The sequence below is a fragment of the Streptosporangium sp. NBC_01755 genome, from assembly GCF_035917995.1.
Classification (GTDB): Bacteria; Actinomycetota; Actinomycetes; order Streptosporangiales; family Streptosporangiaceae; genus Streptosporangium.
In genome coordinates this window covers 4,439,058-4,464,526 of record NZ_CP109131.1, presented here as the reverse complement: position 1 = coordinate 4,464,526, position 25,469 = coordinate 4,439,058, and the positions used below count along the sequence as shown (strand labels likewise).

General features: G+C 66.1%; 24 protein-coding genes and 1 tRNA gene. 1 reads left to right on the top strand and 24 read right to left on the bottom strand.

Translation table 11 applies throughout. From position 1 onward, the window contains the following. Window position 1 precedes the first annotated feature (1 nt). From rpsC to OG884_RS21395, 24 genes are all read right to left on the bottom strand, one after another. Window positions 2-859 (bottom strand): 30S ribosomal protein S3, encoded by an 858-nt coding sequence (gene rpsC, locus OG884_RS21510; protein ID WP_326635525.1) that lies wholly within the window; start codon window positions 857-859, stop codon window positions 2-4. Next, window positions 859-1,212, bottom strand: a complete 354-nt coding sequence (gene rplV, locus OG884_RS21505; RefSeq protein ID WP_030912916.1) for a 50S ribosomal protein L22 — start codon at window positions 1,210-1,212, stop codon at window positions 859-861. The genes rpsC and rplV overlap by 1 nt, the downstream gene beginning before the upstream one ends. Window positions 1,213-1,314: 102 nt before the next feature. Beyond that, window positions 1,315-1,593: a 30S ribosomal protein S19 gene (gene rpsS / locus OG884_RS21500; RefSeq protein ID WP_012887835.1), complete on the bottom strand. Its 279-nt coding sequence runs from the start codon at window positions 1,591-1,593 to the stop codon at window positions 1,315-1,317. Between the two features lie 11 nt (window positions 1,594-1,604). Then, window positions 1,605-2,441, bottom strand: a complete 837-nt coding sequence (rplB, locus tag OG884_RS21495; RefSeq protein WP_271220144.1) for a 50S ribosomal protein L2 — start codon at window positions 2,439-2,441, stop codon at window positions 1,605-1,607. A 91-nt stretch (window positions 2,442-2,532) separates the two neighbouring features. After that, the gene (rplW, locus tag OG884_RS21490) at window positions 2,533-2,835 is read right to left on the bottom strand and encodes a 50S ribosomal protein L23 (RefSeq protein WP_030912923.1); all 303 of its coding nucleotides are present in this window, start codon (window positions 2,833-2,835) and stop codon (window positions 2,533-2,535) included. Then, on the bottom strand, window positions 2,835-3,482 hold the full coding sequence (rplD, locus tag OG884_RS21485) for a 50S ribosomal protein L4 (protein WP_326635521.1): 648 nt from the start codon (window positions 3,480-3,482) through the stop codon (window positions 2,835-2,837). The genes rplW and rplD overlap by 1 nt, the downstream gene beginning before the upstream one ends. Then, window positions 3,479-4,132 carry a 50S ribosomal protein L3 gene (gene rplC, locus OG884_RS21480; protein WP_326635519.1) on the bottom strand — a complete coding sequence of 218 codons (654 nt, stop codon included), beginning with the start codon at window positions 4,130-4,132 and terminating at the stop codon, window positions 3,479-3,481. The genes rplD and rplC overlap by 4 nt, the downstream gene beginning before the upstream one ends. Window positions 4,133-4,146: 14 nt before the next feature. Continuing rightward, window positions 4,147-4,455: a 30S ribosomal protein S10 gene (gene rpsJ, locus OG884_RS21475; RefSeq protein WP_030912931.1), complete on the bottom strand. Its 309-nt coding sequence runs from the start codon at window positions 4,453-4,455 to the stop codon at window positions 4,147-4,149. A 333-nt stretch (window positions 4,456-4,788) separates the two neighbouring features. Then, entirely contained in the window at window positions 4,789-5,982 is a 1,194-nt protein-coding gene (tuf, locus tag OG884_RS21470; protein WP_326635517.1) for an elongation factor Tu, read from the bottom strand. A gap of 305 nt (window positions 5,983-6,287) precedes the next feature. Then, a complete protein-coding gene (gene fusA / locus OG884_RS21465; protein ID WP_442811733.1) occupies window positions 6,288-8,336 on the bottom strand; it encodes an elongation factor G in 2,049 nt (682 codons plus the stop codon). A gap of 87 nt (window positions 8,337-8,423) precedes the next feature. After that, a complete protein-coding gene (rpsG, locus tag OG884_RS21460; RefSeq protein ID WP_012887827.1) occupies window positions 8,424-8,894 on the bottom strand; it encodes a 30S ribosomal protein S7 in 471 nt (156 codons plus the stop codon). A gap of 2 nt (window positions 8,895-8,896) precedes the next feature. Beyond that, entirely contained in the window at window positions 8,897-9,268 is a 372-nt protein-coding gene (gene rpsL / locus OG884_RS21455; protein WP_012887826.1) for a 30S ribosomal protein S12, read from the bottom strand. Between the two features lie 541 nt (window positions 9,269-9,809). Continuing rightward, window positions 9,810-13,697 (bottom strand): DNA-directed RNA polymerase subunit beta', encoded by a 3,888-nt coding sequence (locus OG884_RS21450; RefSeq protein ID WP_326635512.1) that lies wholly within the window; start codon window positions 13,695-13,697, stop codon window positions 9,810-9,812. A 26-nt stretch (window positions 13,698-13,723) separates the two neighbouring features. Continuing rightward, a complete protein-coding gene (rpoB, locus tag OG884_RS21445; RefSeq protein ID WP_326635510.1) occupies window positions 13,724-17,191 on the bottom strand; it encodes a DNA-directed RNA polymerase subunit beta in 3,468 nt (1,155 codons plus the stop codon). A 443-nt stretch (window positions 17,192-17,634) separates the two neighbouring features. Next, on the bottom strand, window positions 17,635-18,159 hold the full coding sequence (locus tag OG884_RS21440; RefSeq protein ID WP_326635508.1) for a hypothetical protein: 525 nt from the start codon (window positions 18,157-18,159) through the stop codon (window positions 17,635-17,637). Further along, window positions 18,156-18,674, bottom strand: coding sequence for a hypothetical protein (locus OG884_RS21435; RefSeq protein WP_326635506.1), 519 nt, complete (start codon window positions 18,672-18,674; stop codon window positions 18,156-18,158). The genes OG884_RS21440 and OG884_RS21435 overlap by 4 nt, the downstream gene beginning before the upstream one ends. Window positions 18,675-18,987: 313 nt before the next feature. Further along, window positions 18,988-19,377 carry a 50S ribosomal protein L7/L12 gene (gene rplL / locus OG884_RS21430; RefSeq protein ID WP_326635504.1) on the bottom strand — a complete coding sequence of 130 codons (390 nt, stop codon included), beginning with the start codon at window positions 19,375-19,377 and terminating at the stop codon, window positions 18,988-18,990. Between the two features lie 82 nt (window positions 19,378-19,459). Next, window positions 19,460-19,984, bottom strand: a complete 525-nt coding sequence (gene rplJ, locus OG884_RS21425; RefSeq protein WP_030923995.1) for a 50S ribosomal protein L10 — start codon at window positions 19,982-19,984, stop codon at window positions 19,460-19,462. Window positions 19,985-20,308: 324 nt separating this feature from the next. Continuing rightward, window positions 20,309-21,139, bottom strand: coding sequence for an LppX_LprAFG lipoprotein (locus OG884_RS21420; RefSeq protein WP_326635501.1), 831 nt, complete (start codon window positions 21,137-21,139; stop codon window positions 20,309-20,311). 143 nt (window positions 21,140-21,282) lie between these two features. Next, the gene (gene rplA, locus OG884_RS21415) at window positions 21,283-21,996 is read right to left on the bottom strand and encodes a 50S ribosomal protein L1 (RefSeq protein WP_326635499.1); all 714 of its coding nucleotides are present in this window, start codon (window positions 21,994-21,996) and stop codon (window positions 21,283-21,285) included. Between the two features lie 177 nt (window positions 21,997-22,173). Continuing rightward, window positions 22,174-22,605, bottom strand: a complete 432-nt coding sequence (gene rplK, locus OG884_RS21410; protein WP_326635497.1) for a 50S ribosomal protein L11 — start codon at window positions 22,603-22,605, stop codon at window positions 22,174-22,176. 146 nt (window positions 22,606-22,751) lie between these two features. Then, window positions 22,752-23,540, bottom strand: coding sequence for a transcription termination/antitermination protein NusG (nusG, locus tag OG884_RS21405; RefSeq protein WP_326635495.1), 789 nt, complete (start codon window positions 23,538-23,540; stop codon window positions 22,752-22,754). Between the two features lie 72 nt (window positions 23,541-23,612). Next, window positions 23,613-23,861: a preprotein translocase subunit SecE gene (gene secE / locus OG884_RS21400; protein WP_037972396.1), complete on the bottom strand. Its 249-nt coding sequence runs from the start codon at window positions 23,859-23,861 to the stop codon at window positions 23,613-23,615. Between the two features lie 75 nt (window positions 23,862-23,936). Next, window positions 23,937-24,009: transfer RNA gene (locus tag OG884_RS21395), tRNA-Trp, on the bottom strand. Window positions 24,010-24,255: 246 nt separating this feature from the next. Between OG884_RS21395 and OG884_RS21390 the strand changes: the two genes are divergently transcribed. Beyond that, the gene (locus OG884_RS21390) at window positions 24,256-25,461 is read left to right on the top strand and encodes a pyridoxal phosphate-dependent aminotransferase (protein ID WP_326635490.1); all 1,206 of its coding nucleotides are present in this window, start codon (window positions 24,256-24,258) and stop codon (window positions 25,459-25,461) included. Window positions 25,462-25,469 lie beyond the last annotated feature (8 nt).

Below are 25,469 nucleotides of genomic sequence, written 5' to 3'. Positions count from 1 at the left end.
GTCAGCTCCCTTCAGCACCCGGCTGCGCAGCCGGGCCGGTCTCGGGGGCAGCCTGGGAGGCCGCCTCGGTCCTGGGGGCGCGGTCGCCACGGCCGGCACCGGCACCACGACGGGCGCCACCGGCACCACGACGGGGACGGTCGCCGCCACCGGCACCGGGGCCGCGACGGTCGTCGCGGTCACGACGCTGGCCCGCACGAGCACCGGCGGCAGCCGCCTCGCGCTCGGCGCGGCTGGTCGGAGCCTCACCCTTGTAGATCCACACCTTCACGCCGATGCGGCCGAAGGTGGTACGGGCCTCGTACAGGCCGTAGTCGATGTCCGCACGGAGGGTGTGCAGGGGCACGCGGCCCTCGCGGTAGAACTCCGAACGGGACATCTCAGCGCCGCCAAGACGGCCGGAGCACTGCACCCGGATGCCCTTGGCACCGCTCTTCATCGCCGACTGCATCGCCTTGCGCATGGCACGGCGGAACGAGACACGGCTGGACAGCTGCTCGGCCACACCCTGAGCGACGAGCTGAGCGTCGATCTCAGGGTTCTTGACCTCGAGGATGTTCAGCTGGACCTGCTTCTTGGTCAGCTTCTCGAGGTCACCGCGGATCCGGTCCGCCTCGGCGCCGCGGCGGCCGATGACGATGCCCGGACGGGCGGTGTGAATGTCGACCTGAACCCGGTCGGTGGTCCGCTCGATCTCCACCTTGGAGATGCCGGCCCGCTCCATGCCCTTCTTGAGCATGCGGCGGATCGCCACATCCTCGGCAACGTACGACTTGTAGAGCTTGTCGGCATACCACCGGCTCTTGAAGTCGGTCGTGATGCCGAGGCGGAACCCGTGCGGGTTAACCTTCTGACCCACTAGCGGGTCCTCCCCTTCGGCTCGCGGGACTCCACGATCACGGTGATGTGGCTGGTCCGCTTGTTGATCCGATAGGCGCGACCCTGAGCACGGGGACGAAACCGCTTCAGCGTCGGGCCCTCGTCGACCCAGGCACGGCTCACGAAGAGCGTGTCACGGTCGAGCTTGAAATTGTGCTCCGCGTTGGCAATGGCGCTCGACAGCACCTTGTACACGGTCTCGCTCGCCGACTGGGGAGCGAACTGCAGCACGGCCTGCGCCTCCGAAGCGGGCAGCCCGCGAATGAGGTCCACCACGCGGCGGGCCTTCATGGGCGTGTGGCGCGCGAACCGCGCCTGAGCCCTGGCTTCCATCGCTTACTCCTCTTACCTTCTGCTTCGTATCGGGCGAGTCCGTCGTGCCAGCTGACGATCGTCTCCGACCGTTCCCTGTTCGACGTCCTCTCCCTAAGGCGCTTATCGCCGGCTGCGGCGGTCTTCCTTGACGTGGCTGCGGAAGGTCCGCGTCGGCGCGAACTCGCCCAGCTTGTGACCGATCATCGACTCGGTGACGAACACCGGGACGTGCTTACGGCCGTCGTGAACGGCGATCGTGTGACCGAGCATGTCGGGCACGATCATGGAGCGCCGCGACCACGTCTTGATGACGTTTTTGGTGCCCTTCTCGTTCTGGACATCCACCTTCTTCTGAAGGTGATCGTCCACGAAGGGACCCTTCTTAAGGCTACGTGGCATTTTGGCTGCTCCTACCGCTTCTTCCGCTTGGTACGACGGCGGATGATCAGCCGGTCGCTGGCCTTGTTCGCCGCACGAGTACGCCCCTCGGGCTTGCCCTTGGGGTTGACGGGGTGACGACCGCCGGAGGTCTTACCCTCACCACCACCGTGCGGGTGGTCGACCGGGTTCATCGCGACACCGCGGACGGTGGGGCGCTTGCCCTTCCACCGCATACGTCCGGCCTTACCCCAGTTGATGTTGGCCTGCTCGGCGTTGCCGACCTGGCCGATGGAGGCCCGGCAGCGAACGTCGACCTGGCGCATCTCACCGGAGGGCATACGCAGCGTGGCGTACTGGCCCTCCTTGGCGAGGAGCTGAATCTGCGCGCCGGCGGACCGGCCCAGCTTGGCGCCACCGCCCGGACGGAGCTCCACCGCGTGGATGAAGGTACCGGTCGGGATGTTGCGCAGCGGGAGGCAGTTGCCCGGCTTGATGTCGGCCGTGGGGCCGTTCTCGATCTTGTCGCCCTGCTTGAGGCCGGTCGGGCAGAGGATGTAGCGCTTCTCCCCGTCGGCGTAGTGCAGCAGCGCGATACGGGAGGTGCGGTTCGGGTCGTACTCGATGTGAGCGACCTTGGCCGGGATCCCGTCCTTGTCGTGACGCCGGAAATCGATGATCCGGTAGGCGCGCTTGTGGCCACCGCCCTGGTGACGGGTGGTGACACGGCCGTGGACGTTACGGCCACCCTTGCTGTGCAGGGGTGCAAGCAGCGACTTCTCGGGCGTGCTGCGCGTGATCTCGGCAAAGTCCGAGACGCTGGCGCCGCGGCGACCCGGGGTCGTCGGCTTGAGTTTACGGATGCCCATCTTTTTCGTTCATCCTTCGTCGGTTAATCCGGTCGAACGCCCCTCACCTGGCGGTGAGGGGCTTTCTCCCTGTACTTACTGAGCGAGCGCGTCAGCCGATCTGGCCGAAGATGTCAATCCGGTCGCCTTCGACCAGGCTGACGATCGCCCGCTTGGTAGCCGGACGCTGGCCGTAGCCGAACCTGGTCCGCTTACGCTTGCCCTGGCGGTTGATGGTGTTGACGCTGGCCACCTTGACGCCGAAGATCTTCTCAACAGCGATCTTGACCTGCGTCTTGTTGGCCGTCTTCCGCACCAGGAACGTGTACTTGTTGTGCTCGTCGATCAGGCCGTAGCTCTTCTCGGAGACAACCGGCTTGATGATGATGTCGCGCGGGTCGGCGATCTTCTCCATCAGGCGTCTTCCTTCCCGCTCTTGCTCAGACGCGCGACGACCTGGTCGTACGCCGCCTGAGTGAAAACGACGTCGTCGTGGCAGAGCACGTCGTAGGTGTTGAGCTGCCCGGCGTCCAGCAGGTGGACCTCGGGAGCGTTGCGCAGGCTCAGCCAGCTGAGCTCGTCACCCTCGTCGACGACGACCAGGACGCTACGGGCCTTGGTGATCCTGCGAAGCGACTCAAGAGCCGCCTTGGTCTTCGGGGTCTCCCCCGTGACCAGACCGCTGACCACGTGAACGCGGCCGCCGGTCGCCCTGTCGGACAGGGCCCCGCGCAGGGCGGCGGCCTTCATCTTCTTGGGAGTCTTCTGCGAGTAGTCCCGCGGAACCGGGCCGTGGACGGTGCCACCGCCGGTGAACTGCGGAGCGCGGGTCGAGCCCTGACGGGCGCGGCCGGTGCCCTTCTGGCGGTACGGCTTCTTGCCGCCGCCACTGACCTCACCACGGGTCTTGGCCTTGTGGGTGCCCTGCCGGCGAGCGGCGAGCTGGGCCACGACGACCTGGTGGATCAGCGGAATGTTGACCTTCGTGCCGAAGATGTCCTCCGGCAGGTCGACGGTCCCGGCCTTGTCGCCGCTCACGTCGAGGACGTCAATGGTGCTCACTTGGCAGCCCCCTTCTTGGCGGCGGTGCGGACCAGAACCAGGCTGCCGTTGGCGCCGGGGATCGCACCCTTGATCAGGATGAGGCCCTTCTCGGCGTCCACGGCGTGAACCTTGAGGCTCTGGACGGTCGTGCGGACGTTGCCCATCCGGCCGGCCATGCGCACGCCCTTGAAAACGCGGCCCGGGGTGGCGCAGCCACCGATGGAACCCGGCGAGCGGTGCTTGCGCTGCGTACCGTGCGAGGCACCCAGGCCCTTGAAGCCGTGACGCTTCATGACACCCGCGTACCCCTTGCCCTTGCTCTTGCCCGTCACATCGACGTACTGGCCGGCCTCGAAGGTGTCGGCCGAGAGCTCCTGGCCCAGGGTGTACTCGCTCACGTCGTCAGTGCGGATCTCCGCGAAGTAACGGCGCGGGGTGATGTCGTGCTTGCGCAGGTAGTCGCCGAGCGGCTTGTTGACCTTCCGCGGGTCGACCTGCCCGAAGCCCAGCTGGACGGCGGTGTAGCCGTCCTTCTCAGCGGTGCGGACGCGGGTCACGACGCACGGACCAGCCTCGACGACGGTCACCGGGACCATCCGGTTGTCCGCGTCGAAGACCTGGGTCATGCCGAGCTTCTTGCCCAGGACGCCCTTGATCTGCTTAGCCATGTCAGTGCGTTCCCTCAGAGCTTGATCGAGATGTCAACGCCGGCGGGAAGGTCGAGTCGCATGAGCGAGTCGACCGTCTTCGGCGTCGGATCGATGATGTCAATCAGCCGCTTGTGCGTGCGCATCTCAAAGTGCTCGCGGCTGTCCTTGTACTTGTGCGGCGAGCGGATGACGCAGTACACGTTCTTCTCGGTCGGCAGCGGCACCGGGCCCGCGACCTTGGCGCCAGTCCTTGTCACCGTCTCGACGATCTTCTTGGCCGAGACGTCGATGACCTCGTGGTCATAGGCCTTGAGCCGAATGCGGATCTTCTGTCCCGCCATAATGGCCTCGGTGTCCTTCACTGTCGTCTGAAAAAGTTACGTGCGGCTGTTGCCGCTGTGTCATGGCCGGGGTCGCCTTGGACGTCCCCTCCACGTTGTGCGGAGCCCACTTCGCCCTGGGGCGACGTTCTCCGCACATGCCCCACGTAGCAGACGCTGTAAGTCCGCGCTTTCTTCCGTGATCTGGCAGTTACTTCGGTCATCGTTCGGCCGAACCAACTGCGAGATCACGGTTCGTGGGGTCCCTGCCAGGGTTCGCGCCCTGCGGCGCGGCCCCCTCGTGGGGAAGCGGCCGGCCCTGCGTTGAGGGCCGACCGCCACTCCACGATCGTGCTACTTGATGATCTTGGTCACTCGACCCGCACCGACGGTGCGGCCACCCTCACGGATGGCGAACTTGAGACCGTCCTCCATCGCGATGGGCTGGATGAGCGCGACGTTCATCTCGGTGTTGTCGCCCGGCATGACCATCTCGGTGCCCTCGGGGAGGTTCACCACGCCGGTCACGTCAGTCGTACGGAAGTAGAACTGCGGGCGGTAGTTGTTGAAGAACGGCGTGTGGCGGCCGCCCTCGTCCTTGCTCAGGATGTAGACCTGGGCCTCGAACTCGGTGTGCGGGGTGGTCGTGCCCGGCTTGATGATGCACTGGCCGCGCTCGACGTCCTCGCGCTTGATGCCGCGCAGGAGCAGACCGACGTTGTCACCCGCCTGGCCCTCGTCGAGGAGCTTGCGGAACATCTCGACACCGGTGACCGTGGTGGTGGTCTTGGTCTCCTTGATGCCGATGATGTCGACGGTCTCGCTGACCTTGACGATGCCGCGCTCGATACGACCGGTGACGACCGTGCCGCGACCGGTGATCGAGAAGACGTCCTCGACCGGCATCAGGAACGGCTTGTCGGTCTCACGGACCGGCTCGGGGACGTTCTCGTCCACCGCGGCCATGAGCTCGATGATCGAGTCGCCCCACTTGGCGTCGCCCTCAAGCGCCTTCAGCGCCGAGACGCGGACGACCGGCAGGTCGTCGCCGGGGAACTCCTGGGCCGAGAGAAGCTCGCGGACCTCGAGCTCGACGAGCTCCAGGATCTCCTCGTCGTCCACCATGTCGGACTTGTTGAGGGCCACGACGATGTAGGGGACGCCGACCTGGCGGGCCAGGAGGACGTGCTCCTTCGTCTGCGGCATCGGACCGTCGGTGGCGGCGACCACGAGGATCGCACCGTCCATCTGAGCCGCACCGGTGATCATGTTCTTCACGTAGTCGGCGTGACCGGGGCAGTCCACGTGGGCGTAGTGGCGCTTCTCCGTCTGGTACTCGACGTGCGCGATGGAGATCGTGATACCACGAGCCTTCTCCTCGGGCGCCTTGTCGATCTTGTCGAACGGGGTCGCCTCGTTGAGGTTCGGGAAACGCTCGTGGAGCACCTTGGTGATCGCCGCGGTCAGAGTGGTCTTGCCGTGGTCGATGTGCCCAATGGTGCCGATGTTTACGTGCGGCTTGGTCCGCTCGAACTTGGCCTTGGCCACTGCTCTCTCCTTAGAGATTCTGACGTGACTTGCGTCTTCATATTCGGGTTTGGGGAGGCCGATCCCTCTCGGAACCGGCCCACGAGAAAGCTCTCGCCCCACACCCCCGGCAACCGATCGCGAGTCTCCTCGCCTCCGGCGCCGGGTTGGATGCCGGACTTGCCTGCCCTGCACCCCTCCGGTGGCGGGGCGACGATCTCCTCGCTACCCGCAACCAAAGTGGGTGCTGGACTTACTCGCCCCGCACCCCTCCGGTGGCGGGGCGACGATCTCCTCGCTACCCGCAACCAAAGTGGGTGCTGGACTTACTCGCCCCGCACCTTCGCGACGATCTCCTTGGCGATGTGCGCGGGCACTTCCGCGTAGGAGTCGAACTGCATGCTGTAGCTCGCGCGTCCCTGCGTCTTGCTACGGAGGTCTCCCACGTAGCCGAACATCTCAGAGAGCGGCACGAGCGCCTTGACGATTCGGGCGCCGGAGCGCTCGTCCATCGCCTGGATCTGCCCGCGGCGACCGTTGAGGTCACCGATGACGTCACCCATGTAGTCCTCGGGCGTGGTGACCTCGACGGCCATCATCGGCTCCAGGATTACGGCGTCCGCCTTGCGCGCGGCCTCCTTGAAGGCCATCGAGCCAGCGATCTTGAAGGCCATTTCGGACGAGTCCACCTCGTGGTAGGCACCGTCCTGCAGGGTGACCTTGACCCCGACCATGGGGTAGCCGGCGAGAACACCGAACTCGGCCGCCTCCTGGGCGCCCGCGTCGACCGAGGGGATGTACTCCCTCGGGATGCGGCCACCGGAGACCTTGTTCGCGAACTCGTAACCGTCGTTGCCCTCGCCCAGCGGCTCAATGTCGATGATGACCTTGGCGAACTGGCCGGAACCACCGGTCTGCTTCTTGTGGACGTAGTCGACCTTCTCCACCTTGCGGCGGATGGTCTCCCGGTAGGCCACCTGAGGCCGGCCGATGTTGGCCTCGACCTTGAACTCGCGGCGCATCCGGTCGACGAGGATCTCCAGGTGGAGCTCGCCCATACCCCAGATGACCGTCTGCCCGGTCTCATCGTCACGACGGACCTGGAAGGACGGGTCCTCCTCGGCCAGACGCTGGATCGCGGTGCCCAGCTTCTCCTGGTCACCCTTGGTCTTGGGCTCGATGGCGACGCTGATGACCGGCGCCGGGAAGTTCATCGACTCCAGCACCACGGGGTGAGCCGGGTCTGCCAGGGTGTCACCGGTGGTGGTGTCCTTGAGTCCCATGACGGCGACGATCTGACCGGCGACGGCCGACGGGCGCTCCTCGCGCTTGTTGGCGTGCATCTGGTAGATCTTGCCGATCCGCTCCTTGCGGCCCTTCACCGAGTTGACCACGGCGGTGCCGGTCTCGAGCGTGCCCGAGTAGATGCGGATGTAGGTGAGACGGCCCAGGTGCTGGTCGCTCATGATCTTAAAGGCCAGCGCGGAGAACGGCTCCTTCACGTCCGCGTGACGCTCGATGATCTCCTCTTCCTTGCCGACCGCGTGGCCCTTGAAGGCCGGGATGTCGGTCGGGGCGGGAAGGTAGGCGACGATCGCGTCGAGCAGGGGCTGAATGCCCTTGTTCTTGAACGCGGTGCCGGTCAGGACCGGGTTGATGGCGCTGGCCAGCGTGGCTCGGCGGATGGCCGCGACCAGCTGCTCCTCGGTGGGCTCGACGCCCTCCAGGAAGAGCTCCATCAGCTCGTCGTCGTTCTCGGCGACCGTCTCGACCAGCTTGTCACGCCACTCGCGAGCAGCCTCGGAGTACTCCTCCGGGATGTCCACGACCTCGTACATCTCGCCCTTGGCCGTCTCGGTGCCCCAGTACAGGCCCTTCATCTTGACCAGGTCGATGACGCCCTTGAAGTCGGCCTCGACGCCCCAGGGAAGCTGGACGACGGCGGGGGTCGCGTTCAGACGGCTGACCATCATGTCGACGCAGCGGTGGAACTCCGCGCCGACCCGGTCCAGCTTGTTGACGAAGCAGATCCTGGGCACTTCGTAACGGTCGGCCTGACGCCACACCGTCTCGGACTGGGGTTCGACGCCTGCAACGCCGTCGAACACGGCGACGGCACCGTCGAGGACGCGGAGCGAGCGCTCCACCTCGATCGTGAAGTCCACGTGACCCGGCGTGTCGATGATGTTGATCGTGTGGCCAAGCCACTCGCAGGTCGTGGCAGCGGAGGTGATGGTGATACCACGCTCCTGCTCCTGCTCCATCCAGTCCATCGTGGCTGCGCCCTCGTGGACCTCACCGATCTTGTAGTTGATACCGGTGTAGAACAGGATGCGCTCAGTCGTCGTGGTCTTGCCCGCGTCGATGTGAGCCATGATCCCGATGTTGCGGACCTTGGCCAGGTCAAGAGCGGTCGTGGTGGCCACTTCTCTCGCGTCCTCGTCGTCTCGTCGAAGCCGCTGTTACCAGCGGTAGTGGGCGAAGGCCTTGTTGGACTCGGCCATCTTGTGGGTGTCCTCACGCTTCTTGACGCTTGCGCCGAGGCCGTTGCTGGCATCGAGCAGTTCGTTCATGAGGCGCTCGGTCATGGTCTTCTCGCGGCGGGCGCGGGAGTACTGCACCAGCCAACGCAGGGCCAGGGTGGTGCTACGCGCGGCGCGCACCTCGACCGGAACCTGGTAGGTCGCGCCACCGACACGGCGGCTGCGGACCTCAAGGGTGGGCTTGACGTTGTCCAGCGCGCGCTTCAGGGTGACGACCGGGTCGTTGCCGGTCTTCTCCTTGGCACCTTCGAGGGCGCCGTACACGATGGACTGAGCGATGGATCGCTTGCCGTCCAGGAGCACCTTGTTGATGAGCGCGGTGACCAGGGGCGAGTTGTGAACCGGGTCAGCCATGAGCTGACGACGGCCAGGAGAACCCTTGCGAGGCATTCCTACTTCTCCTTCTTCGCGCCGTAACGGCTACGGGCCTGCTTGCGGTTACGGACACCCTGGGTGTCGAGCGAACCACGGATGATCTTGTAGCGAACACCCGGCAGGTCCTTCACACGACCACCGCGGACGAGCACGATGGAGTGCTCCTGGAGGTTGTGACCAACACCGGGGATGTAGGCCGTGACCTCGATGCCGTTGGTGAGCCGGACACGCGCGACCTTGCGGAGGGCGGAGTTCGGCTTCTTGGGGGTCGTGGTGTAAACGCGCATGCAGGTGCCGCGTCGCTGAGGGCTGGCCTTGAGCGCCGGGGTCTTGGTCTTGGTGACCTTGTCCTGGCGGCCCTTGCGGACCAGCTGCTGAATCGTGGGCACCGCGTCTCCGTTCGTGCTAGCCGGTTAATCGAATGTCGTGCATTTTGCAGGTGCTGCCGGTGTCATGACCTGCGGTTCTTTCATCCCCTCCGACCCACGCGGTCGGGCGTGTCGCGCACTTGTCGCGCCACTTCCCGGTCAAAGCCGGTCCGGTGGAGGAGGCCATGCGACGCCCCTGACGACTCCCCATCGGGAACCTGTCGACGCACACGCATGAGGGCCCACGAAGACATGGGCACGAAGGGCAAGACTACCCAGCCCAGCGCAACACGTCAAAACGGCCGCACCGGCCAGGCACCGCTGTGGGTGCCCGCATTCGTGTCATGACTCCCACGACCGGTTTCCGACCGACCGCTTCCGGGTCCATGTCGAGCTTACCCGCCGCAGAGCACTTCTCCGGCCGTTCTCCTTATTAACGTACGGCTTTCGCCGCAACATTCCGGTCAAGAAAGGGCCACACCCACCGGTTCGGGACGAGAACGCCCTGGAAAGGCGACGGCGCCCGATCCCCTGCCGGGGACCGGGCGCCGCCTGTGACCACTCAGCGGTTGTACTGACCGAAGTCGTACTCCTCCAGCGGCACGGCCTCACCGGAGCCCGAGCCGAAGGTGTAGTCCGCCGCGGAACCGTCGTAGCCGCCGACCGTGTACATCGCGGCCTTGGCCTCCTCGGTGGGCTCGACCCGGATGTTGCGGTACTGGGGCATGCCGGTACCGGCCGGGATGAGCTTTCCGATGATGACGTTCTCCTTGAGGCCGAGCAGCGAGTCCGACTTGGCGTGGATCGCCGCGTCGGTGAGCACTCGGGTCGTCTCCTGGAAGGACGCCGCGGACAGCCAGGACTCGGTGGCGAGCGAGGCCTTGGTGATACCCATCAGCACCGGACGCCCGGAGGCCGGCGTGCCGCCCTCCGCCACGCACTCGCGGTTGATCCGCTCGAAGCGCGGCCGCTCGACGAGCTCACCGGGCAGCATGTCGGCGTCACCGGACTCGAGCACGTTCACGCGCTTGAGCATCTGCCGCACGATGATCTCGATGTGCTTGTCGTGGATCGACACACCCTGCGAGCGGTAGACCTGCTGGACCTCGGCCACCAGGTGCAGCTGCACGGCCCGGGGGCCGAGGATGCGCAGCACCTCGTTGGGGTTGACCGCACCGGCGATCAGCTGCTGGCCGACACCGGCACGCTGCCCGTCGGAGACGAGCATGCGCGACCGCATCGACACCGGGTACGCGACCTCCTCGGAACCGTCGTCCGGGACGATCACGATCTTCCGGGTCTTGTCGGTCTCGTCGACGCGGACCCGGCCCTCGGCCTCGCTGATCGGGGCGACGCCCTTGGGGACGCGCGCCTCGAAGAGCTCCTGGACACGGGGCAGACCGTGGGTGATGTCGGCGCCCGCCACACCACCGGTGTGGAAGGTCCGCATCGTCAGCTGGGTGCCGGGCTCACCGATCGACTGGGCGGCGATGATACCGACCGCCTCGCCGACGTCCACGAGCTTGCCGGTCGCGAGCGAACGGCCGTAGCAGGTGGCGCAGACACCGATCTTGGCCTCGCAGACGAGTGCGCTGCGGGTCCTGACGGTCTCCACTCCGGCCTCGACCAGGGCGGTGACGTGGATGTCGTTGATGTCGACGCCCACGGGCACGATGATCTTGCCGTCCACCTCCACGTCCTCGGCGAGGATGCGGCCGTGCACGTTGCTCTCGGCGTTCTCCGCCTTGACCAGGTTGCCCTGGGCGTCGCGGTCGGCGACGTGCAGCGGGACGGCACGGTCGGTGCCGCAGTCGATCTCGCGGACGATGACGTCCTGCGCGACGTCCACCAGACGACGGGTCAGGTAACCCGAGTCGGCGGTCCGCAGCGCGGTGTCCGCCAGACCCTTCCGCTGGCCGTGGGTGGAGATGAAGTACTCCAGCACCGACAGGCCCTCGCGGAACGAGGCCTTGATCGGGCGCGGGATCGTCTCACCCTTGGTGTTGGACACCAGACCGCGGATGCCGGAGATCTGCCGGACCTGCATCAGGTTTCCTCGGGCGCCCGACTGGACCATCATCCAGACCGGGTTGGTCTTCGGGAACGCCTTCTGCATGTCGTCGGTCACGTCGCTGGTCGCGTGCGTCCAGATCTCGATGAGCTCCTGACGACGCTCCTCGTCCGTGATCAGACCGCGCTCGTACTCACGCTGGACCTTGTCGGCCCGGCGCTCGTACGTCTCCATGATCTCGGACTTGTTCGGCGGCGCGATGACGTCCTCGATGGAGATCGTCACACCGGCCCTGGTCGCCCAGTAGAAGCCGGCGTCCTTGAGGGCGTCGAGCGCGGCCGCGACCTCGACCTTGGGGTACTTCTCGGCGAGCTCGTTGACGATGACCGACAGCTGCTTCTTGCCGACCTGCGAGTTCACGTACGGGTAGTTCGCCGGCAGGGTCTGGTTGAACAGGCACCGGCCCAGAGTGGTCTCCAGGCGGTAGCCGTCACCGGCCTCCCAGCCCTCGGGGCCCGCCCAGCCGCGGGGCGGCGGGACGTCGCCCCGCATCCGGATCTGGATCAGCGACTGGATGTCGAGTTCACGGCGATCGAAGGCCATGAGCGCCTCCGACACCGAGCCGAAGACCCGTCCCCGCCCGACACCGTTCTCGTTCTCGTCCTTGAGCGTGGTCAGCGAGTAGAGACCGATGATCATGTCCTGGGTGGGCATGGTCACGGGCTTACCGTCGGCCGGCTTCAGGATGTTGTTCGTCGACAGCATCAGGATGCGGGCCTCGGCCTGCGCCTCGGCGGACAGCGGCAGGTGCACGGCCATCTGGTCGCCGTCGAAGTCCGCGTTGAACGCGGTGCAGACGAGCGGGTGGATCTGGATGGCCTTGCCCTCGACCAGCTGCGGCTCGAAGGCCTGGATGCCCAGGCGGTGCAGGGTCGGCGCGCGGTTGAGCAGCACGGGGTGCTCGGTGATGACCTCTTCGAGGACATCCCACACGACCGGGCGAGCGCGCTCGACCATCCGCTTGGCCGACTTGATGTTCTGCGCGTGGTTCAGGTCGACCAGGCGCTTCATCACGAACGGCTTGAAGAGCTCCAGCGCCATCTGCTTGGGCAGACCGCACTGGTGCAGCTTCAGCTGCGGGCCGACGACGATGACCGAACGGCCGGAGTAGTCGACTCGCTTGCCCAGCAGGTTCTGGCGGAACCGACCCTGCTTGCCCTTCAGCATGTCGCTGAGGGACTTCAGGGGGCGGTTGCCGGGACCGGTGACCGGGCGGCCGCGGCGGCCGTTGTCGAACAGCGCGTCGACGGCCTCCTGGAGCATCCGCTTCTCGTTGTTCACGATGATCTCGGGGGCGCCGAGGTCGAGAAGCCGCTTGAGGCGGTTGTTCCGGTTGATCACGCGGCGGTACAGGTCGTTCAGGTCCGAGGTGGCGAACCGGCCACCGTCGAGCTGCACCATGGGGCGCAGGTCCGGCGGGATGACCGGGATGCAGTCGAGGACCATCCCGTTGGGCGAGTTACGGGTGTTCAGGAACGCCGACACGACCTTGAGACGCTTGAGCGCGCGGGCCTTCTTCTGCCCCTTGCCGCTGCGGATCGTCTCGCGCAGGTTCTCGGCCTCAAGAGCGAGGTCGAAGTTGGTCAGGCGCTCCTGGATGGCCTGGGCACCCATGCCACCGCGGAAGTAACGGCCGAAGCGGTCGCGCATCTCGCGGTAGAGCAGCTCGTCGCCCTCAAGGTCCTGAACCTTGAGGTTCTTGAAGCGGCTCCAGACCTCGTCCAGCCGGTCCAGCTCGCGCTGGGCCCGGTCACGCAGCTGCCGCATCTCGCGCTCGGCGCCCTCACGCACCTTGCGGCGCTGGTCGCCCTTGGCGCCGGCGGCCTCAAGCTCGGCCAGATCGGTCTCCAGCTTGCGCTGGCGAGCCTCGATGTCGGCGTCACGGCGCTGCTCGATGTGCTGCCGCTCGACGGAGATCTTCGCCTCCAGCGACGGCAGGTCACGCTCGCGCATTTCCTTGTCGACGTGCGTGATCATGTAGGCCGCGAAGTAGATGACCTTCTCGAGGTCCTTCGGGGCCAGGTCGAGCAGGTATCCCAGACGGGACGGGACACCCTTGAAGTACCAGATGTGCGTGACGGGCGCGGCCAGCTCGATGTGGCCCATCCGCTCACGACGCACCTTGGCGCGGGTCACCTCGACGCCACAGCGCTCACAGATGATGCCCTTGAAGCGGACGCGCTTGTACTTACCGCAGTAGCACTCCCAGTCGCGGGTCGGACCGAAGATCTTCTCGCAGAAGAGTCCGTCCTTCTCGGGCTTGAGCGTCCGGTAGTTGATGGTTTCGGGCTTCTTCACCTCGCCGTGCGACCACTGGCGGATGTCGTCGGCGGTCGCGAGGCCGATCCGAAGCTCGTCGAAGAAGTTGACGTCGAGCACTTGTAATCCCCTCCTCAGCTTCTAGATCAGACCTCTTCGACACTGCTCGGCTCACGCCGGGACAGGTCGATGCCGAGTTCTTCCGCGGCGCGGAAGACGTCTTCGTCGGTGTCGCGCATCTCGATGGACATGCCGTCGCTGGAGAGCACCTCGACGTTCAGGCACAGCGACTGCATTTCCTTGATGAGGACCTTGAACGACTCCGGGATGCCCGGCTCGGGGATGTTCTCGCCCTTGACGATCGCCTCGTAGACCTTCACCCGGCCGAGGACATCGTCGGACTTGATGGTCAGCAGCTCCTGCAGGGCGTAGGCGGCACCATAGGCCTCCAGCGCCCAGACCTCCATCTCACCGAAGCGCTGGCCACCGAACTGGGCCTTACCGCCGAGCGGCTGCTGGGTGATCATGGAGTACGGGCCGGTAGAGCGAGCGTGGATCTTGTCGTCGACCAGGTGGAGCAGTTTCAGGATGTAGATGTAGCCGACGGAGATCGGGTGCGGGAACGGCTCGCCGGAACGGCCGTCGAACAGCTGGGCCTTCCCGTTCGCGCCGACCATGCGCCCGCCGTCCCTGTTGACCAGGGTGTTGTCGAGCAGACCGATGATCTCTTCCTCGTTGGCACCGTCGAACACCGGCGTGGCCATGTTGGTGCGCGGGTCGACCTCTGCGAAGCCCTTGTCACGCAGCCGCTCGGCCCATGCCTCCTGGATGCCCGAGATGTCCCAGCCTCTGGCGGCGATCCAGCCCAGGTGGGTCTCCAGGACCTGGCCGACGTTCATCCGGCCGGGCACGCCCAGCGGGTTGAGGATGATGTCGACCGCCGTGCCGTCCTCAAGGAACGGCATGTCCTCGACCGGGAGGATCTTGGAGATGACGCCCTTGTTGCCGTGACGACCGGCCAGCTTGTCACCGTCGGTGATCTTACGCTTCTGCGCCACGTAGACGCGGACCAGCTCGTTGACGCCTGGGGGGAGCTCGTCGCCCTCCTCGCGGCTGAACACGCGGACACCGATGACCTTGCCCTGCTCGCCGTGCGGCACCTTCAGAGAGGTGTCACGGACCTCGCGGGCCTTCTCACCGAAGATCGCGCGGAGCAGGCGCTCCTCGGGGGTCAGCTCGGTCTCACCCTTGGGAGTGACCTTGCCGACGAGGATGTCGCCGGGGACGACCTCGGCGCCGATGCGGATGATGCCGCGCTCGTCGAGGTCGGCCAGGACCTCCTCGGAGACGTTCGGGATGTCCCGGGTGATCTCCTCGGGGCCCAGCTTGGTGTCACGGGCGTCGACCTCGTGCTCCTCGATGTGGATCGAGGACAGGACGTCGTCCTGCACCAGACGCTGGGAGAGGATGATCGCGTCCTCGTAGTTGTGACCCTCCCACGGCATGAACGCCACGAGGAGGTTCTTGCCCAGCGCCATCTCGCCGTCGTCGGTGCAGGGACCGTCCGCGACGACCTGGTTCACCTCGATCCGGTCGCCCTCGGCGACGATCGGCTTCTGGTTGAAGCAGGTGCCCTGGTTGGAACGCTTGAACTTGGCGACGCGGTAGGTCGTGCGGGTGCCGTCGTCGTTCATCACCGTGACGTAGTCGGCGGAGACCTCCTCGACCACGCCCGCCTTCTCGGCGGTGATGACGTCGCCGGCGTCGGTCGCGGCACGGTATTCCATGCCGGTGCCGACCAGCGGCGCCTCGCTCTTGAGCAGCGGCACCGACTGGCGCTGCATGTTGGAGCCCATGAGCGCGCGGTTGGCGTCGTCGTGCTCCAGGAACGGGATCATCGCGGTCGCCACGGACACCATCTGGCGTGCCGAGACGTCCATGTAGTCGACCTCGTTGGCGCGCAGGGACTCGAACTCCCCGCCCTTCCTGCGGACGAGCACCCGCGGCTCAAGGAACGTTCCGTCGGGGCCGATCGGCGTGTTCGCCTGGGCGATGACGTACCGGTCCTCCTCGTCCGCGGTCAGGTACTCGACCTGGTCGGTGACCTGGCCTTCGACGACCTTGCGGTACGGGGTCTCGACGAAACCGAAGGAGTTGACCCGGCCGAAGGAGGCCAGCGAGCCGATCAGACCGATGTTCGGTCCTTCCGGCGTCTCGATCGGGCACATGCGGCCGTAGTGCGAGGGGTGGACGTCACGGACCTCGAAGCCGGCCCGCTCACGGGACAGACCACCGGGACCCAGCGCGGACAGACGACGCTTGTGCGTCAGACCGGCGAGGGGGTTGGTCTGGTCCATGAACTGCGACAGCTGGGAGGTGCCGAAGAACTCCTTGATCGACGCCACCACCGGGCGGATGTTGATCAGGGTCTGCGGCGTGATCGCCTCGACGTCCTGGGTCGTCATCCGCTCGCGCACGACGCGCTCCATGCGGGCCAGGCCCAGGCGGACCTGGTTCTGGATGAGCTCGCCCACCGTACGGAGACGGCGGTTGCCGAAGTGGTCGATGTCGTCGGTCTCGACGACGATCTCACCGTTGGCGCCGGGCATCGACACCTCGCCGGCGTGCAGCCGGACGATGTACTCGATGGTGGCGACGATGTCGTCCTCGGTGAGCGTGCCCTGGGTGATCTCGCTGTCGACCCCGAGCTTCTTGTTGATCTTGTAACGGCCGACCTTGGCGAGGTCGTAGCGCTTGGAGTTGAAGTACAGGTTCTCCAGCAGGGTCTGCGCCGACTCCTTGGTCGGCGGCTCACCCGGGCGCAGCTTGCGGTAGATGTCCAGCAGGGCGTCGTCCTGGCCGGCCGTATGGTCCTTCTCCAGGGTCGCCCGCATGGACTCGTACTGCCCGAAACGCTCAAGGATCTGCTCGCTGGTCCAGCCGAGTGCCTTGAGCAGGACGGTGACGGCCTGCTTGCGCTTGCGGTCGATGCGGACACCGACGCTGTCACGCTTGTCGATCTCGAACTCTAGCCAGGCGCCCCGGGAGGGAATCACCTTGCATCCGTAGAGGTCCTTGTCGGAGGTCTTGTCGACGCTGCGGTCGAAGTAGACGCCCGGGGACCGGACCAGCTGGGAGACGACGACACGCTCGGTGCCGTTGATGATGAATGTGCCCTTGCCGGTCATGAGCGGGAAGTCGCCCATGAACACGGTCTGGCTCTTGATCTCACCAGTGGTGTTATTGATGAACTCCGCCGTGACGAACATCGGGGCGGAGTAGGTCATGTCCTTGTCTTTGCACTCATCGACTGAGTACTTGGGCGGCTCGAACCGGTGGTCGCGGAACGACAGGGACATGGTCCCGGAGAAGTCCTCGATAGGACTGATCTCCTCGAAGATCTCTTCGAGACCCGACTGGGCCGGAACGTCCTTGCGCCCGGCCTGGCGAGCCGCCTCGACCCGCCCCTTCCACTTCTCGTTGCCGAGCAACCAGTCGAAGGACTCGGTCTGAAGAGCGAGAAGGTCAGGAACTTCGAGCGGCTCCTGAATTCGTGCGAAAGACACACGACGGGGACCGGCGGGTACGGCGAAGGCGTTGCGCGAGGCTGCCAACAGATGTCCTTCCGAGGGCTCGCGGCGGACTGACTACACGCACGCCAGACGACCATGCATCAGAGCACCAAAAGAAGCGGGTCGTCAAAGGGCAGCGCAAAGGGGCAGTGTAGCCGAACGGCACACACCTGTCCACCTCAGTCTCACTGCAAGCTCCACGTTGGTCGCAGCATCGCCCGTCGGAGCCGAAACGTCAAGCCCGGGAGCTGACATTTCGACCGGGAAATAGCCGAGACCCTGGGAGTTTTCCCACCCGGTGACCTGCGCACACCCCAGGATCCAACACGATGTCCGACCTGGCGTTGCTGACACTGAGTCACATGGTGGTTCGAACGCCAGCCGATGGTTCGACTGACGATCGACGCTGCCGTGGCAGGTGTACCCAACCGCGAACCCATCCCAAACCAAAGCTTTACTAACAATTGAATGAAGCGGCGCGCCGATCATGGTGGCGGAGGATCTCCGAGCAGTGTGGAGAGTTCGGCGACGAGCCAGCGAGAGTCCTTCTTGACCATGATGAACCTGGCCCGGTTCTGACTGACCTGCCGGCGCGGTTCCTTCTCTCCCTGAAGGGTCTTCACAGTGCTCATGTTCATGAACAGCAGCACCTGAACCCGGCCGGAGTCACCGGACTCCACCGACTCCACCCCGGCCCCGGTCACCGCCGCCTGCTGCACGGTCCTCTGCTTCCTGGCCTGCGAAGCCATGCCCCTGGCCAGCTGCCTGTAGTGCAGGCTGAGCGCCCCGGTCGTGTAACCGCTCGCTCTCGCGAAATCCTGTTCGATCGTACGATAGTCGTAGGACAGCATGTCGGAGGCGACCGACCGGGCCGTGGCGAGCGCCTCCTGTCCCGCCCTCTCGTCCGCGCGCAGCCTGCTCAGATCCGTGAACATGATCCAGATCACCGCCGCGAGCGCGAGCGCCACGACCACCATGAGCCCGACCGCCAACCGGGAGGCGCGCGTCACGGCACCAGCTCCGCCTTGGACACGAGCCAGGCTCCCCCGACCTCGGTAACCTCCATGTTCCACCGGTGGAACTGCTCCCGTGGAGCATTCTTACTCCCGTCCCACCGGATCACCTCGTCACCCACCACCATCACCTGGGCCGTGTTCCCTCTCAGCGAGACCAGCGCCAGGGCGCGCAGCGCGCCCGCACGGAGGATCTTTTCCTTGATCGTGCCCTCCCTGCGCTCCGCGGCGGTCCTGACGTACTCGGCCCTGGCCTCACCCGTGGAGCCGTCGAGGATTCGCTCGATGTCGGCGTCGGCGCTCCGGTATCCGACGGAGAGCAGATGCACGGCGTGCGCTCCCGCCGCCCGCATCGCCGCCTGCCTGTCGTCCGCCGCCGCCTGGGCGTCGCGCAGGTCGACACCGACCCAGAACGCGGCTGCGAGCAGCATCGCGATCAGCAACCCCAGCACCGGTCCGGCGACCCTGAGCGTGCGACGGGGACGACGGGGGCGGGCGGCGTGCACTGCCATGCGTTCTCTCCCATCGCACGGTCCGCGGAACGCGAGCCGGTGAGCGCGGCTTTCCCGCCACCGGGACGGTATGCTCCCCGATCGCCGGATCATAACCCGCCGCACAGATCCGCATAACGGCCTTCGCGCACCTGCCCCGGGCCATTTCCCCCAGAGCTCCGTCCCGCGCGGTGGGCGACAGGGCGCCCGCTACCCGCCCGCCGGCTTCCTTCGATCGTTGTGCCACGCTTATAAGACATCGCATCCAACAGAGGGCACACAAAAAGAGCGGGCCACCGGCACCAGGTGGACCCGCTCTTTCCGGTAAGACGAACTACTTGACGGTGACCTTCGCGCCGGCACCCTCAAGGGCGGCCTTGGCCTTCTCGGCCTGCTCCTTGTTGACCTTGCCGTCGAAGACGGACTTGGGAGCGCCGTCAACGAGGTCCTTGGCCTCCTTGAGGCCCAGGCTCGTCAGGGCGCGGATCTCCTTGATGACCTGGATCTTCTTTTCGCCGGCGGCCTCGAGGACGACGTCGAACTCGTCCTGCTCCTCGACCTCTTCGGCAGCGGCCGCACCGGGGGCGGCAGCGGCGGCGACGGCGACCGGGGCGGCGGCCTTGACGTCGAAGGTCTCCTCGAAGAGCTTCACGAAGTCGGACAGCTCAAGGAGAGTCATCTCCTTGAAAGCGTCGAGCAGCTCGTCGGTGCTGAGCTTCGCCATGATGGTTCCTCCATACGGATCTGACTACTAAGGAAAGTTGGGACCGCGGTTGCGTTAATCCCCTGTGACCGCCTGCGCGGACCTACTCGCCGGCGCCTTCGCGCTTGGCGCGCAGTGCCTCGGCCAGCTGAGCCATGTTGGTGGGCAGCGCGTTGAAGACGGCGGCCGCGTGGCCCTGCTTCGCCTTCATGGCACCGGCCAGCTTCGCGAGGAGAACCTCACGCGACTCGAGGTCGGCAAGCTTGGTGATCTCGTCCGGCGTCATCGACCTGCCGTCGACGACACCGCCCTTGATGACCAGGAGGGGATTGGCCTTGGCGAAGTCACGCAGACTCTTGGCAGCCTCGACCACGTCGCCGTTGACGAACGCGATCGCCGACGGACCCGCGAGCAGGTCGTTGAGCTGGTTGAACCCGGCCTCAGTGGCCGCGATCTTGGTCAGCGTGTTCTTCACCACGGCGAACTTCGCATTCTCACCGAGAGAAACGCGCAGCTGCTTGAGCTGGGCGACGGTGAGACCGCGGTATTCGGTCAGAACGGCAGCATTGGAGCCGTCGAAGCTGCTCTTCAGCTCAGCGACAGCCGTTGCCTTTTCTGCCTTCGCCATGGGCCTCCTTCCAGATGTGCCGCCGGGGTAAAGGCCCATGAAAAACAGACAAGCCCCGGCGCAGGCGCACGGGGCTCACATGAGGAGGTTAATCCAGATGAAAACTCACATCACACCTACGCGGGCCGTCCACTGACGTGGATCCTTAGGTCATCAGGCCATGCGACCTGACGACGACCGGCGGTCTTCGGCGTTGATAGCGTACGGCCTACCGCCCGCGAATGCCAAATCAGACCCGGAAACCGGTCCCGTCGCCCCCGCCGGTGAGAAAAAGGCTCGCACCCCCCGCCCGTGCGGGCGGGGGGTGCGGATCTCGGGGAAACCTCAGTTTCCGCCGCGCTGCTCGGGCAGGTCGCCCACCTGGTCGGCGGGCGGCGCGGTGATCTCGACGGGCTCGTTGAAGCCCTTGAAGAACGCCGTCAGGTTGAACGTCACATCCCGCTCGGAACCACCGAGCGTGACCTTGCGGGGCAGACTCTGGGCGTCGGCCCAGAGGTCGAACTTCACGTTCTTGACCCGTGAGAACTCCTCCTGGAGGTTCTCGCGCTTGGCCGGGTCGAGCAGCTGTGCGGCCTCGGCCACCGGGAAGGTGCCGCTGTAGTGGGTCGTGTCGACCCCGCCGACCGTCTCGGTGCCGACCGCCTTGACGTCCTTCGAGGCGGTCAGCAGCTTGACGGTGCCGGCCAGGTCGAACTGCCGGGCCTGGTCCATGAACTCCCTGACCCCGGCCTGCCCCTTGGTGTCGAGCTCGCTGAGCGACACCTTGACCCATGGCTTGGTGACGCCGGCGAACCTGCCCAGAAGCTCGGACTTCACATAGACCGTCTCACCCGACAGGATGGCCCGCGCCCCGCCGGGCACGTTCTGGCCGCCGAAGGTGACCGTGTCGAGCTTGATGTCCGTCGCCAGCTGGGGCTTGCTCTGGTAGAGCATGCTGCCCTGGATCTTGCTCGCGCCCTTCTCGCCGCCACTCGCGTCGAGAACCAGGTCCGCGGAGTAGGAGGTGACCTCCTCGGCCTTCTGCGCGCTCTGCTGCACCGCGTCGGCCGCGGCGAGTTTGACGTTTCCGAGGGAGCCGGTGCCCTGTGCACCGCATCCCGCGACCGCGACGAGCGCGGCCGCTCCCAGTGCCACTGCCGGAGCCAATCGGCGCATTTCGTCTTCATCCTTTCGTTCCCCCGATGATCCTGACTACGACACTACGCGTCGGAAAAGCCGGGCGCTTCCTTCGGAAGAACGAAGAAGGGCCTCAACCGAATGGCCATTCGGTTGAGGCCCTCCGCGAAAAACGTCTGCTATCAGGCGTCGAGCTCGGCGGTCAGCGCCCGCGTCTGGTTGGGGTCGACCTGGATGCCGGGGCCCATGGACGTGGAGAAGACGACCTTCTTGACGTAGCGTCCCTTGGCCGCGGACGGCTTGAGACGGATCACCTCTTCGAGGGCGGCGGCGTAGTTCTCGATGAGCTGGCGCTCGCCGAAGGACACCTTGCCGATGATGAAGTGCAGGTTCGCGTGCCGGTCGACACGGAACTCGATCTTGCCGCCCTTGATGTCGGTGACGGCTTTGCCGACGGCCGGGGTCACGGTGCCGGTCTTGGGGTTCGGCATCAGGCCACGCGGGCCGAGCACGCGGCCCAGGCGACCGACCTTGCCCATGAGGTCCGGGGTGGCGACGACGGCGTCGAAGTCGAGGCGGCCCTTGGCGACCTCGTCGATCAGCTCGTCGGCACCGACGATGTCGGCACCCGCGGCGCGGGCCTCCTCGGCACGGTCACCGGTCGCGAAGACCAGGACCCGGGCGGTCTTGCCGGTGCCGTGCGGGAGGTTGACGGTGCCGCGGACCATCTGGTCGGCCTTGCGGGGGTCGACACCCAGCCGCAGAGCCACCTCGACGGTGGCGTCGAACTTGGCGACGTTGGTCTCCTTGGCCAGCTTGGCCGCCTGGGCCGGGCTGTACAGGGTCTCGCGGTCGACCTGCGCCGCTGCGGCGCGGAATCCCTTGCTGCGCTTCACTTGCTCACTCCTGTGGATCCGAGTGTCCGTGGTACGGGCCTGCGCCGGCCCCTCCACTTACTTCAACGTTTGGTGGTCTGACGCGATCGAGATCGCGTTCGCCGCCGGCCCCTGTTCGATCTCGCGGATGCGGTTCACCGCCGTGAGATCGCCGCCGGGTCCGTACGGCGGGTGTGACTAGTCGGCGATCGTGATACCCATCGACCGGGCGGTGCCGGCGATGATCTTCTCGGCCGCCTCGATGTCGTTGGCGTTGAGGTCCTGCATCTTGGTCTCGGCGATCTGGCGCAGCTGCTCCTTGGTGAGCTTGCCGACCTTGTCCTTCTGCGGGACGGCCGAACCCTTCGCGACACCGGCGGCCTTCTTGATCAGCTCGGGCGCCGGAGGCGTCTTCGTGACGAAGGTGAAGCTGCGGTCCTCGTAGATGGTGATCTCAACGGGGATGATGTTGCCGCGCTGAGCCTCGGTGGCAGCGTTGTACTGCTTCACGAAGTCCATGATGTTGACGCCGTGCGGACCGAGGGCGGTACCGACCGGCGGCGCGGGCGTGGCCTGGCCGGCGGGGAGCTGAACCTTGACCAGCGCGGCGAATTTCTTCTTAGGAGGCATGCTTCTCTCCGGGTCCTTCTTCTCTGAACGGTGTTCCTGAAAACCCCGTGACCACGGGGCCCACCACGGCAACTGCACTTGACCGGCGTGATGGACGGAACATCCCCGCGACCGCGGGGCAGACTGACGAAGTCTACGCGACCGGCCTAGATCTTCGAGACCTGGTTGAACGAGAGCTCGACCGGGGTCTCGCGACCGAAGATCGACACGAGCACCTTGAGCTTCTGCGACTCGGCGCTGATCTCGCTGACCGTGGCGGGCAGCGTGGCGAACGGGCCGTCCATGACGGTGACGGACTCACCGATCTCGAAGTCGACGGTCGCGGCGGAGGCCTTCGCGGTCGACTTCTTGACCTCTTCCGACGGCTCCGGCGCGAGCAGCTTGGCGACCTCTTCGAGGCTCAGCGGGCTCGGCTTGTTAGAAAGGCCGACAAAGCCGGTCACGCCGGGCGTGTTACGCACCGCGGACCAGGACTCGTCGGTGAGCTCCATCCGGACCAGCACATAACCGGGCAGCACCCGCTCCTTGACCAGCTGGCGCTTGCCGCTCTTGATCTCGGTCACGTGGTGGGTGGGCACCTCGACCTGGAAGATGTAGTCCTCCATGTTGAGGGACTGCGTGCGGGTCTCGATGTTGGACTTCACGCGGTTCTCGTAGCCGGCGTAGGAGTGGATGACGTACCACTCGCCGTACAGACCCCGCAGGTGCCGCTTGAACTCCTCGACCGGGTCGACGTCGGGAAGGACGTCACCGTCTTCGTCGACGGCGCCGGTCGGGGCCTGCTCGGCCTCGGTTTCGGCGTCGGCGTCGGTTTCGGCGTCGACATCCTGCCCGGCGGACTCGTCAAGCGAATCCTCGGTGACGTCCACGGCCTTCTCCAGCTCCTCCTCGCGCTCTTCGCGGGGCTCGCCGGCCGACTGTGCAGACTCGGACACGGTGCTCTTTCTCTTTTCGTCGATGGCTGATGGACTCGTCCCTAGGGCGGCCCGCCCGCCGGAGACCGCGGCTCAGGCTCCGCCGAAGATTCTCAGCACGCCCTCGGTGAACAGCGCGTCCAAAGCCGACACGATCCCGACCATGATCAGAACGAAGACCAGGACGATGATGGTGTACGAAATGAGGTCTTTGCGCGTAGGCCAGATGACCTTACGCAACTCGGCGACAACCTGCCGATAGAAAAGGGCGGGAGAAGTGCGCTTCGCCTTCTTCTCACCGCTCGGCTTGTCTGCGGTTTCGCCGCGCGTGTCGATCGCCACAGTCCTCACCTGAATCCATCGAGTCCAACGCATATCAGCGGCGCGCTAGACGCCAGATGCGCGGACCGCTCCTCGCAGGGCACGAGGGACTCGAACCCCCAACCGCCGGTTTTGGAGACCGGTGCGCTACCAATTGCGCTAGTGCCCTAAGACATGAACCACCATACATCGGTTGGACCGAAGTTTGTCCGCGGCTCACGGTCTTGACCGCCGGTTCACGCATGCGGCGGAAAGAACATGCCGGAGTCTACGTGTGATTGCTCACCACGTCGAACCGGAGGATGATCGCCCAGCTCAGCGAATTCCTCCACGCGCGCGTGCGACCTCCGGGAGGGGCCGTCCGCATGATGGATACCCGGCGGGAACAGCGGCACAGGTCTGTAACCATGGAGGTATGACCCGTCCTCGCATCTCAACCCGCATCTCCGCGATCTCCGAGTCCGCCACGCTCGCCGTGGACGCCAAGGCCAAGGCGATGAAGGCGGCAGGCCGCCCGGTCATCGGCTTCGGCGCCGGCGAGCCGGACTTCGCCACCCCCGGCTACATCGTCGAGGCCGCCGTCGAGGCGTGCCGGAACCCCAGGTTCCACAAGTACACGCCGGCCGGCGGCCTTCCCGAGCTGAAGCAGGCCATCGCCGACAAGACGCTCCGCGATTCCGGCTACCGGGTCGACGCGGCCCAGGTCCTGGTCACCAACGGCGGCAAGCAGGCCGTCTACGAGGCGTTCGCCACGCTGCTCGACCCGGGTGACGAGGTGCTGGTCGTCGCCCCCTACTGGACCACCTACCCCGAGGCGATCAAGCTGGCCGGCGGCGTCCAGGTCGACGTGGTGACCGATGAGACCACCGGCTACCTGGCGAGCGTGGAGCAGCTGGAGGCGGCGCGCACCGACCGGACCAAGGTCCTGCTGTTCGTCTCCCCGTCCAACCCGACCGGCGCGGTATACTCCCCCGAGCAGGTCGCCCAGATCGGCCGCTGGGCCGTCGAGCACGACCTGTGGGTCGTCACGGACGAGATCTACGAGCACCTGACCTACGGCGACGCGACGTTCGCGAGCATCGCCACCGTGGTCCCCGAGCTGGGCGACAAGGTCGTGGTCCTCAACGGCGTCGCCAAGACCTACGCGATGACCGGCTGGCGGGTGGGCTGGCTGATCGGCCCCAAGGACGTCGTCAAGGCCGCGACCAACCTGCAGTCGCACGCCACCTCCAACGTCTCCAACGTCGCCCAGATCGCCGCGCTGGCCGCCGTCAGCGGCGACCTGTCGGCCGTGGCCCAGATGCGTGAGGCCTTCGACCGCCGCCGCCAGACCATGCTCCGGATGCTCAACGAGATTCCGGGCGTGTTCTGCCCCGAGCCGAAGGGAGCCTTCTACGCCTACCCGTCGGTCAAGGAGCTGCTGGGCAAGGACTTCGACGGCCGCCGTCCGGCGACCTCCGCCGAGCTGGCCGAGCTCATCCTGGAGGAGGCCGAGGTGGCGGTCGTCCCCGGTGAGGCGTTCGGCACCCCGGGTTACTTCCGCCTGTCCTACGCGCTCGGCGACGACGACCTGGTCGAGGGTGTGAGCCGCATCGTCAAGTTCCTCGGCCAGGCCCGCTGAGCGTCTCC

Bases quoted from the DNA above. Each gene is read 5' to 3' on its own strand.
- rplV (WP_030912916.1), bottom strand. From the start codon at position 1,212: ATGGAAGCCAGGGCTCAGGCGCGGTTCGCGCGCCACACGCCCATGAAG.
- rpsS (WP_012887835.1), bottom strand. From the start codon at position 1,593: ATGCCACGTAGCCTTAAGAAGGGTCCCTTCGTGGACGATCACCTTCAG.
- rplB (WP_271220144.1), bottom strand. From the start codon at position 2,441: ATGGGCATCCGTAAACTCAAGCCGACGACCCCGGGTCGCCGCGGCGCC.
- rplW (WP_030912923.1), bottom strand. From the start codon at position 2,835: ATGGAGAAGATCGCCGACCCGCGCGACATCATCATCAAGCCGGTTGTC.
- rplC (WP_326635519.1), bottom strand. From the start codon at position 4,132: ATGGCTAAGCAGATCAAGGGCGTCCTGGGCAAGAAGCTCGGCATGACC.
- rpsJ (WP_030912931.1), bottom strand. From the start codon at position 4,455: ATGGCGGGACAGAAGATCCGCATTCGGCTCAAGGCCTATGACCACGAG.
- fusA (WP_442811733.1), bottom strand. From the start codon at position 8,336: ATGGCTCACATCGACGCGGGCAAGACCACGACGACTGAGCGCATCCTG.
- rpsG (WP_012887827.1), bottom strand. From the start codon at position 8,894: ATGCCTCGCAAGGGTTCTCCTGGCCGTCGTCAGCTCATGGCTGACCCG.
- OG884_RS21435 (WP_326635506.1), bottom strand. From the start codon at position 18,674: ATGGCAGTGCACGCCGCCCGCCCCCGTCGTCCCCGTCGCACGCTCAGG.
- rplL (WP_326635504.1), bottom strand. From the start codon at position 19,377: ATGGCGAAGCTCAGCACCGACGAGCTGCTCGACGCTTTCAAGGAGATG.
- rplJ (WP_030923995.1), bottom strand. From the start codon at position 19,984: ATGGCGAAGGCAGAAAAGGCAACGGCTGTCGCTGAGCTGAAGAGCAGC.
- OG884_RS21420 (WP_326635501.1), bottom strand. From the start codon at position 21,139: ATGCGCCGATTGGCTCCGGCAGTGGCACTGGGAGCGGCCGCGCTCGTC.
- rplK (WP_326635497.1), bottom strand. From the start codon at position 22,605: ATGCCTCCTAAGAAGAAATTCGCCGCGCTGGTCAAGGTTCAGCTCCCC.
- OG884_RS21390 (WP_326635490.1), top strand. From the start codon at position 24,256: ATGACCCGTCCTCGCATCTCAACCCGCATCTCCGCGATCTCCGAGTCC.